Annotated in this window: 1 protein-coding gene and 1 pseudogene; both read right to left on the minus strand. The window is 59.4% G+C overall.

From position 1 onward, the window contains the following. Positions 1 to 88 precede the first annotated feature (88 nt). A pseudogene (gene larB / locus OXG87_23130) lies at positions 89 to 829 on the minus strand (nickel pincer cofactor biosynthesis protein LarB). Continuing rightward, positions 826 to 1,833, minus strand: coding sequence for a thiamine-phosphate kinase (gene thiL, locus OXG87_23135; protein ID MCY3872450.1), 1,008 nt, complete (start codon positions 1,831 to 1,833; stop codon positions 826 to 828). Before thiL ends, larB begins: the two are co-directional and overlap by 4 nt. Between the last annotated feature and the right edge of the window lie 63 nt (positions 1,834 to 1,896).

Consider the following 1,896-nt stretch of genomic DNA (forward strand, 5'->3'; position numbering starts at 1 on the left):
GCGGGGCGCCCGGTTGCACGCAGGCTGGGGCGAGGTGCGCTACTGAAATGGCCGTGGTGCGGCTCGTGGCGACCGGCGCAGCGTGTGGCCGATTGATCAGGGTAGCCGCGGCAGCCGCACCAAATCCGTTATCGATATTCACCACCGTCACGCCCGCCGCGCAGGAATTGAGCATGGCCAAGAGGGCAGCGACGCCACCGAAACTGGCACCGTAACCGATACTCGTTGGTACGGCGATGATGGGTCGATCAACCAGCCCACCAATAACACTTGGCAGCGCGCCTTCCATACCGGCCACCACAATCAAAACTGACGCGGCCCGGAGGCGGTCCAGATTATCAAACAGGCGGTGTAGACCGGCAACACCGACGTCGTATAAACGCTCGACCTTATTGCCGAGCCACTCGGCCGAAATCACGGCTTCTTCGGCAACGGGAATATCTGCGGTACCAGCCGCGACCACCAGGATAGACAACGACGTCGTGGGAGTTGGTTGTTCGCCCAGGGCTCCGATGCGGGCCTCTGGATAGTATACCAGGGCGGGCAAGGAAGTTTGGACCTCCTGGGCTTTTTTTTCATCCAGACGCGTAATCAGTGCCGGCTGTCCGTTCTCAACGAGACGCGTAGCAATGGTGGCAATCTGTTGGCTCGTTTTTCCTGGCCCCCAAATGACCTCGGGAAAGCCCTTACGCAGCGTCCGGTGGTGATCGATCCGAGCAAAGCCCAAGTCTTCAAAAGGCAGCTGCTTGAGCCGTTCAAGCGCCTGCTCGACAGGTAACACCCCCTGTTGCACTTGGGTGAGCATTTCAGCCAGGCGGTCTCGTGTCATGGTCTGCTCTGCGTAAAATGATTAAATCCGGTAAACTCGCTCGCGGCCCGCGGTCCGTCCGGTAACACGACGGTCACCCCGTCTGCCTGAGGCACGAGCGAGCCGATGCGTGTGATCGCACAGGCGTTTTTGTCTGCGATCTCCTGGACCCTGGGACGCGCCGTAACCGGTGCGCTAAAGAGCAACTCATAGTCCTCCCCACCGGACAAGGCCAGTGCCCAATCCCGTGGGCCCAGGAGCGTCCGATAACCCTCGGACAGTGGGACCGTTGGGGCTTCGACAACAGCACCGACCTGGCTCGCTTCGCATAGATGACCCAAATCCTGGAGCAGTCCGTCACTGACGTCAATCATAGCGGTCGCCAAGCGCTGGGCCGCGAGTTCTTTTCCGACTGCGACACGGGCGGTCGGGCATAAGAAGCGCTGTTTCAGATGTTGGACAGCAATGCTCTCGGAATCTCCGGTCAATTCATTGGTGAGGAGACGTAACCCTAAGGCCGCATCACCCAGAGTTCCGGTCACGTACACCTCGTCCTCGACGCGTGCGCCAGAACGAGCGATCAGCCCGTACGGTATTTGTCCCAGGAGAGAGACAGAAATCGTAAAAACCGGCGCCGCGCTCATATTGCCACCGATGAGTGAGGTTCGCATCTGCTGGGCGGCATCAAGGAAGCCATCAAAAAAGGCGTCTAGATCTTCGACGGCAGAGTCTTGGGGAACACCCAAACTGAGGAGGGCGAAGGCTGGCTCCCCGCCCATCGCGGCCACATCACTCGCGTTGACGGCAAAGGCTTTCTGCCCCAGGACAAAAAAAGAGGTCCACTCACACTGGAAGTGGACACCGGCAATCATGGCGTCTGTTGTCAACACCGTGAGCCCTGGGAGCGAGAGGGCGGCGCAGTCATCACCCACGCCGAGCTGAATCCGAGGGTCGTGGAGAGCGTGTGGCAAGCGCTCACGGAGGCGGCGCAAAAAGGGAAACTCACCGAGATCCCGTATTTTCATACCCGCCTATCCAAACAGCTCTTTGACCTTATCAAAAAACCCTTTGGAGATGGGATGCACCTC

The sequence above is a fragment of the Gemmatimonadota bacterium genome (genome assembly GCA_026706845.1).
In the GTDB taxonomy this organism is placed as follows: domain Bacteria; phylum Latescibacterota; class UBA2968; order UBA2968; family UBA2968; genus VXRD01.